This window comes from Aestuariivirga sp. (assembly GCF_041738905.1).
Classification (GTDB): Bacteria; Pseudomonadota; Alphaproteobacteria; order Rhizobiales; family Aestuariivirgaceae; genus Aestuariivirga.
Genome location: NZ_JBGSOZ010000143.1, coordinates 1 through 6,802, shown reverse-complemented (window position 1 = coordinate 6,802; position 6,802 = coordinate 1). Strand labels below are relative to the sequence as shown.

Annotated in this window: 5 protein-coding genes; 2 read left to right on the top strand and 3 right to left on the bottom strand. The window is 61.2% G+C overall.

Translation table 11 applies throughout. The features are described 5' to 3' along the window. Positions 1–182: 182 nt before the first annotated feature. From ACEW8Q_RS13085 to ACEW8Q_RS13075, 3 genes are read right to left on the bottom strand one after another with little or no spacing between them, the layout of a single operon-like run. Positions 183–1,127 carry an ABC transporter permease gene (locus ACEW8Q_RS13085; protein WP_373504497.1) on the bottom strand — a complete coding sequence of 315 codons (945 nt, stop codon included), beginning with the start codon at positions 1,125–1,127 and terminating at the stop codon, positions 183–185. Then, complete coding sequence (locus tag ACEW8Q_RS13080; protein WP_373504496.1) at positions 1,127–2,101, bottom strand: ABC transporter permease; 975 nt, start codon at positions 2,099–2,101, stop codon at positions 1,127–1,129. Before ACEW8Q_RS13080 ends, ACEW8Q_RS13085 begins: the two co-directional genes overlap by 1 nt. Further along, the gene (locus ACEW8Q_RS13075; protein ID WP_373504495.1) at positions 2,098–3,648 is read right to left on the bottom strand and encodes a sugar ABC transporter ATP-binding protein; all 1,551 of its coding nucleotides are present in this window, start codon (positions 3,646–3,648) and stop codon (positions 2,098–2,100) included. The genes ACEW8Q_RS13080 and ACEW8Q_RS13075 overlap by 4 nt, the downstream gene beginning before the upstream one ends. A gap of 201 nt (positions 3,649–3,849) precedes the next feature. On the opposite strand from ACEW8Q_RS13075, the gene ACEW8Q_RS13070 reads away from it, so the two are divergent. Next, positions 3,850–4,635 carry a DeoR/GlpR family DNA-binding transcription regulator gene (locus ACEW8Q_RS13070; protein ID WP_373504494.1) on the top strand — a complete coding sequence of 262 codons (786 nt, stop codon included), beginning with the start codon at positions 3,850–3,852 and terminating at the stop codon, positions 4,633–4,635. Between the two features lie 44 nt (positions 4,636–4,679). Next, positions 4,680–6,802, top strand: a 2,123-nt coding sequence (locus ACEW8Q_RS13065) for an SGNH/GDSL hydrolase family protein (RefSeq protein WP_373504493.1), incomplete at its 3' end; no start/stop codon positions are given.

Below are 6,802 nucleotides of genomic sequence, written 5' to 3'. Positions count from 1 at the left end.
GTCGCAGGCGAGCGGGCTCGTCGGCAGGTCGTCGCCGCCGGTCCAGGCGGACTGCGCCAGTGCCGTGCCGCTGAACAGGCCAAGCGCCAGAATGGCGCCGAGTGTCGTTTTCTTCATCTTCATTGCTCCCGTTTGTTATCCTTTGCGCCACAGGCGGTTGGTGCAAGGCAAGTCCTCCCGAATCAGCCGCCTCTGTTCTTGTCGAACAGCGCGCCCGCGAGGATCGCGCCGATCAATACCAGTCCGATAACGACGATGGTGCCGTCACCCTTGACGCCCGAAAGCGACAATCCATTCTTGAGGGCCTGAATAAGGATCAGGCCAAGCACAGTGCCGATGATCGTTCCCCGGCCTCCGAAAATCGACGTGCCGCCCAGAACCACACCGGTGATCACGTCAAGCTCGAGGCCCGTTCCCATGTCGGAGCGCGTCGTCGTCACGCGCGACACGAAGACCACCGCCGCGAGCGCCGACAGGAAACCCGCCGCCGTATAGATCCACAGCTTTGTGGCATTCACGCGGATGCCGGAGAAGCGCGCGGCGGTTTCATTGGCGCCGATCGCGTAAGTCGCGCGGCCGAATGGCGTAAATCCCAGTATGACGGCCGCAACCACAGTGGCAATGCCGAGCAGCCAGACCTGGAAGGGAACGCCCAGCACTTCGCCCTGGCCGAAGAAAAAGAACCATTCGGGATATCCCCGCACCGAGCGCGCCTCACTGATCCCTTCCGCGAGGCCACGGTAAAGCGCCAGCGTTGCAAGTGTCGCGATCAGCGGCGGAACGCGGAACCTCGTGATGATGAAGCCATTCATCCAGCCGGCAAAAGTGCCGCAGGCCACTGCCGCCAGCATTGCCATTGGCAGCGGCAGTCCAAGATTCTTCCAGAACACGCCGAGCAGGATCGCGGTAAGGCCAAGGATCGACCCAACTGAAAGGTCGATGCCGCCGGTGACGATCACGAAGGTCATGGCGAGTGCCACGAGCCCCACTTCTGACATCAGGCGGCCCTGGTTCAGCAGGTTCTCGGTGGTGAAGAACTTGTCGGACAGGGATGCCAGAACGGCAAGTGCGATGACGGTCAGGACGGCAAGGATTGTCTCGTGGCGCAGCAACTTGGCGGCGGTCATTATTTCGCCCTCCGCCGGCGCGCCATGTCGGCCAGAACCGTTGCCAGGATCATCAGGCCCAGAACCGCGCGCAGCCAGTAGGCCGAGACATTGAGGAAGATCAGCGCCGAGCCGATGCAGGCAAAGAGGATTGCCGCCAGCGTCGAGCCGATCACCGTTCCCGTGCCGCCGAGGATCGAGACGCCGCCGATGACGGACGCCGTGATGACAGTGAGTTCAAGGTTGGGCGGCACGGTGGACTGGATCACCTGCAACTGCGTGGCAAAGAGAATGCCCGCGACCCCTGCAAAAAACCCGTGTAGCGCGAAGACGCCCACGACCGTGCGCTCGGGGTTGATGCCCGCAGCACGCGCTGCTTCCATGTTGCCGCCCACTGCATAGATGGCACGGCCAAAATCCGTGTAGCGCATGAAGAGCGCCGCAACGATCGTCAGGCCCACCATGAAATAGACTGCGGAGGGAATGCCGAAGGGCCGCATCTGCGCAATCATGAATTCAGCGGGCATGTCGGTAATCCATGCACCCGCCGTGGCGCTGATGAGACCGCCCTTCAGGATCGACAGCATGCCGAGCGTCACGACAATCGAGGGAATGCGGGTATAGGCCACGAGCGCGCCGACGCCTGAATTGACGGCCATGGAAAACAGGATCGGCACTGTCCAGGCAACCCATATGGGATAGCCAGCGACGGCAAGCGAACCGGCGATGGTTGCGATGACCCCGATCAGGGCACCCACCGACACGTCGATGTGCCCCGCCATGATGATCATCGACATTCCGATGGCGGCAATGGCGATATAGGCGTTGCCTGCGAAGATCGAATTGATGTTGTTGTCGGAGAGAAAGCGCGGATTGATTGCGCCGACCACCACGAAGAGCGCGACGATCGACATCAGCACCACGATCTCCTGCCCGTAGCCGCTCAGGAAGCGATGGAGATTGGTGCGCCCGATGGCAGGCGATGCTGCGCTCATGCAGCCTCGCCATCTGAATAGGTCTTTGTCATCACCGTTCCCACGGCTTCCGCCGTTGCGTGTTGCTTGTCGAATTCGCCGACGATACGGCCGCTGTTCATCACCAGCACGCGGTCGCTCATGCCGAGCACCTCGGGCAGTTCGCTCGAGATCATCAGGATGGCCATGCCTTCGCCCGCGAGCTTTCTCATGAGGAGATGGATTTCCGCCTTGGCGCCGACATCGATGCCGCGCGTCGGCTCGTCCATGATGAGGATGCGCGGATTGGTGGCGAGCCACTTGCCCAGCACCACCTTCTGCTGGTTGCCGCCCGAGAGCTGGCGCACCAGCTGCTGCGGCCCCCGCGCGCGGATGCCAAATCGGGTGATGGCGTTTTTCGCCTCTTCAGTCACGCGCGCCGCATCGACGAGGAAGCCGCGCATGAGCCGCTTGAGGTTGGCGAGCGCCACGTTGTCTTCGATGCTCTGCGCCTTGATAAGGCCCTGCGAGCCGCGATCCTCTGGCACATAGGCAATGCCCAGGTCACGCGCCGCCTCCGGGCTGGTGATCGTCTGCGCCTTGCCATCAATGAGGATTTCTCCCGACGTCGCAGGCGTGATGCCGAAGATGGTGAGGGCGGTTTCCGTGCGGCCGGAGCCGACGAGGCCCGCGAGGCCCAGGATTTCGCCGCGCTTCACCTGAAAGGAAATGTTCCGCACAACCGAACGATGGGACACGTCGCGAAGCTCCAGCAGAACGCCGCCATCGGTGCCCTGCTTGGCAGGATAAAGCCTGTCGATGGCGCGCCCCACCATCATGGAAACGAGCTGTGATTCGTCCACTTCCGAGACAGGCTTGGTAGCCACATGATGCCCGTCGCGCAACACGGTCACGCGATGGGCCAGCGCGAAGATCTCAGGCATGCGATGACTGACATAGACGATCGCAACGCCCCTGGCGCAGAGGTTCCTCACGATTGACATGAGGCGTTGCACGTCGGCCTCGGCCAGAGCCGCCGTCGGCTCGTCCATGATGAGCACGCGGGCGTCCTGTGCGAGGGCACGTGCGATCTCGATGCGCTGGCGGTTGCCGACCGAGAGGTTTGCCACCTTCTGGTCGATGTCGAGATCACCACTGTCGAGCGAGTCGAGAAGTTCGCGCGCGCGCCGTCGCATGGTCTGCCAGTCGACGGTGCCGAGCGACGTCTTGGGCGTCTGGCCAAGAAAGATGTTTTCAGCGACGGTCAACTCCGGAAACAGCAGGAGTTCCTGGTGGACGGTCGCAATGCCGGCCGCGTGCGCGTCCCTGGGCGAAGCGAACTTCACGACCTTGCCGTTGACGACGATCTCGCCCTCGTCGGCCTGGTGAAGCCCCGCCATAATCTTGATGAGCGTCGACTTGCCCGCGCCATTCTCGCCCATGAGGGCGTGAACCTCGCCGGGCCGCATGTCGAAGCTGACGGACGTAACGACCTTGATTCCGGCAAAGGACTTGGACACGGAACGGAGCGCGATCGGAAACGTATCGGCGCGTCCTCGCGCAGCGTCAGCCGTTCCGTCCGGTCTCATCGATGCTGTTCCCTTCGTTCCCATGCCTTCAGCCCGCGGCTGGGGAGCTAACCGCCCGCGGGTCTTTCACACACCGGTTTACAAGCCCCGGATTGGTGAGCAATAATAAACAGTGATGATCAAAAAACGTCAAGTGAGTTAGTTTGTGAGTATTTCGTGATTTTTGCGGTGCACAAATGATTATTTTCGATCATAGATCACATGACTGAAAGCGAACGGCACAAGCTGATGCTGGGGCTGTTGCGAGACCAGCCATTTGCCTCCGTACGGGATCTCCAAGCCTATGTGAACGCGTCGCCCGCCACAATCCGGCGCGATATCGCGAAACTGCATGCCAGCGGTGCCGTGAGAAAGGTGTTCGGCGGAATAGCCGCAGCAGAATCGGTGAGCGGCCTTGATCGCCTCGCCGCCAGACCCTTCACCGAAAACCAGATGCTGGAGGTTGCCGCGAAGAACGCCATCGCGGATGAAGCCGCCAAGCTGGTGAAAGATGGAGACGCCATCATCATCCATGGCGGCTCGACCTGCTATCTCTTCGCCCTTCTGCTGGCGAACCGCAACGTGCGGATCTATACCAATTCCATGCCGCTCGCTGCCACCCTCTGGCAAAACGGCACATGCCATTTGACGTTTGCGGGCGGCGACCTTTACCGCGAACCCGGAATCGTGTTTTCCCCCAAGGCGGGCGCGCCCGAATTCTATGCGTCCAAGTTCTTCCTCGGCGCACAGGCCATCACGCCAAACGGAATGCAGGAATCCCACCCGCTGATCGTAAAGGAAACCGAACTCCTCCTGCAGCGTGCCGATGAGGTCATCGTTCTGGCCGACAGCCGCAAATTCGGCGCCCGCGCACGCTACCCCATCATGCCGCTCTCCCGCATTGGTACGCTCATCACTGACGAAGGGCTCTCCGAGGCCAATCACAAGATGCTCACGGACGCCGGAATCCGGGTCATCATCGCAAGGCCAGGGCCTGAGAATTCCTGACGCCCGCCCAAACTTGGCCGCGTTTCGACCTATAACCCGGAGCGATGTTGAGGCCTCTTTTCCTTGTTACCGCCATCCTGTCCGCTCTTGTGATGCCGTCTCAGGCACAGACGCTCAACACCAGCCAGTTCCGCATCGAATGGCAGGTCGTGAACCGTTTTCGCCTGTTCAAGGACCCACAATTCTTTCGGCTCCATGAAAACGCATGGCGCCAGTACCTGCTCCATGTCGACAATCAGAACATGCCGTCGGACGAACGGGATTCCTTCGTCGCGCGCACATCCGTGCTCGGCTCGGAACATGTGCTCAACGACCGCTACATCGCCTTCAGCAATATCCTCCGTACGAATTTCGACTGGCGCGGCTGGGCCGCCAAGGGCCAGGATGGCATTTGCTATGACGCCGAAAAGCGCACGCACTCGGCTTGTGGCGGGCTCGATTCCTACCTGAACCCGCAATCCCATCCGATCAAGTTGTGGCTCAAGGGCGACGGTGTTCCGGTGCCCAAGTCGGCGCGTTGTGAATGGAAGATCGACGGCAGGCTGGTTGCCGAAGCCGCCTGCGACGAGCGGGTCAGCGGGCGCGGCATCGAATTGCCCTATCCGGGCGGCGCTGCGATTTCGGTGAATGTCGTTGGTGAATCGGCAATCGTCACGGATGCCGCCGTGAAAGACCTTCTCATTGCAGGGCTGGGCGACAGTTTTGCTTCCGGAGAGGGCAACCCCAATCTTCCCGTCGAATTCGGAGACGGCAAGCGCTTCCGGAACTTCTATCCGCAACGCAAGCGGAACGATGGCTATGGTGGTGCCACCTGGAGCGACCAACTCTGTCATCGCTCGCTCTATGGCCAGCAATTGCGCGCCGCACTTCAGGTCGCCATCGAAAATCCGCAGGCAGCCGTGACCTTCCTCGACTATTCCTGTTCGGGCGCGGGGATCACCGATGGCCTCCTGGGGCCACAGACCTACGTCGAACGGATCGCCGAAACCGACAGGACCTCACAGCCCGCCGCCCGTCCCATTTCCGGCGGTTCGAAGGACTCCCAACTCTATCGCATGTTGCGCGAACTCTGCCTCATGCGACCAGTCGAGGACGATGGGCTGCTCCGCTGCCCCGGCAACGAATTCCGCCGGCATGTCGACTTCGTGTTCCTGTCGATTGGCGGAAATGACATCGGCTTTTCGAATATCGTCGCATGGGCCTCGCTCCGTGACGGCGCATCTTCCAGCATCGCATCGTTCTTTGGTGCCACTGTCAGTGCCAAGGACTTCGCTCAACGCATGCGCGACGTGCTTCCCGATGCTTATGCCCGGCTCGCGGCGGCTTTCGAGGCGGCACTTCCACTGGCTTCCGCACCCGATGGCGTCTTCGATCCGTCGCGCGTGATTTTGACAGCTTACCCCGATCTCGTCACTGACGAAACCGGCGGCATCTGCAAGGCAGCTCCCTCCGATGCCGAGGAGGAAGACCGCTATGCCGCAAATCAGTCACTCGACATGTTCTCGTCGTGGCTCACGGCGCGCTCTTCACGACTGAAGGCTGTGCGCGAGCAGTTCGCATTGCTTCACAAGCGGATGAAGGATCTTGCCGGCGACCACGGCTGGACCTTTGCCGGCCGCGTCTATGCCGACCAGATGTTCGAGGGCCATGGCTTCTGCGCCCAGAACATTCGCCGCATCGATGATCCGGCGGAGCAACTGATGATCCCGTGTCATGGCAAGGCGGACCGCGACACACAGACCTGCCAGCCCAGCCTGACGTCTGATGAAGGCGAGTGGCGGCCTCACAACCCCGCTGAACAGAACTACCCTTACGCCTTGCGCCAGCGCTGGGTGAGAACCTTCAACGATGCCTACATGGTCATCAACCAGAAGGTTGCCGACAAGTTCGGGAAGATCGATGAGAAGGCCTCTGCTGCCGTGTTCTCGGAGACCACCGGAGCACTTCATCCCTCGGCGGAAGGATACGCCGCAATGGCAGATGGGCTCATGCTCACCTTGCGGCCGATCATCTACGACATGCTTTATACCGTCATCGTCAGCCGACTGGGCATGTGCGGTCGATGCTGCGAAGGGGTTGAAAGAGGTGGCGATGGGAGCAACGCCATAGATGCCAAGGGCGAGGAGCAGTGCCATGAAGGATGTCGAGTAGCGCATGATGTTTTCTC

Bases quoted from the DNA above. Each gene is read 5' to 3' on its own strand.
- ACEW8Q_RS13085 (WP_373504497.1), bottom strand. From the start codon at position 1,127: ATGACCGCCGCCAAGTTGCTGCGCCACGAGACAATCCTTGCCGTCCTG.
- ACEW8Q_RS13080 (WP_373504496.1), bottom strand. From the start codon at position 2,101: ATGAGCGCAGCATCGCCTGCCATCGGGCGCACCAATCTCCATCGCTTC.
- ACEW8Q_RS13075 (WP_373504495.1), bottom strand. From the start codon at position 3,648: ATGAGACCGGACGGAACGGCTGACGCTGCGCGAGGACGCGCCGATACG.
- ACEW8Q_RS13070 (WP_373504494.1), top strand. From the start codon at position 3,850: ATGACTGAAAGCGAACGGCACAAGCTGATGCTGGGGCTGTTGCGAGAC.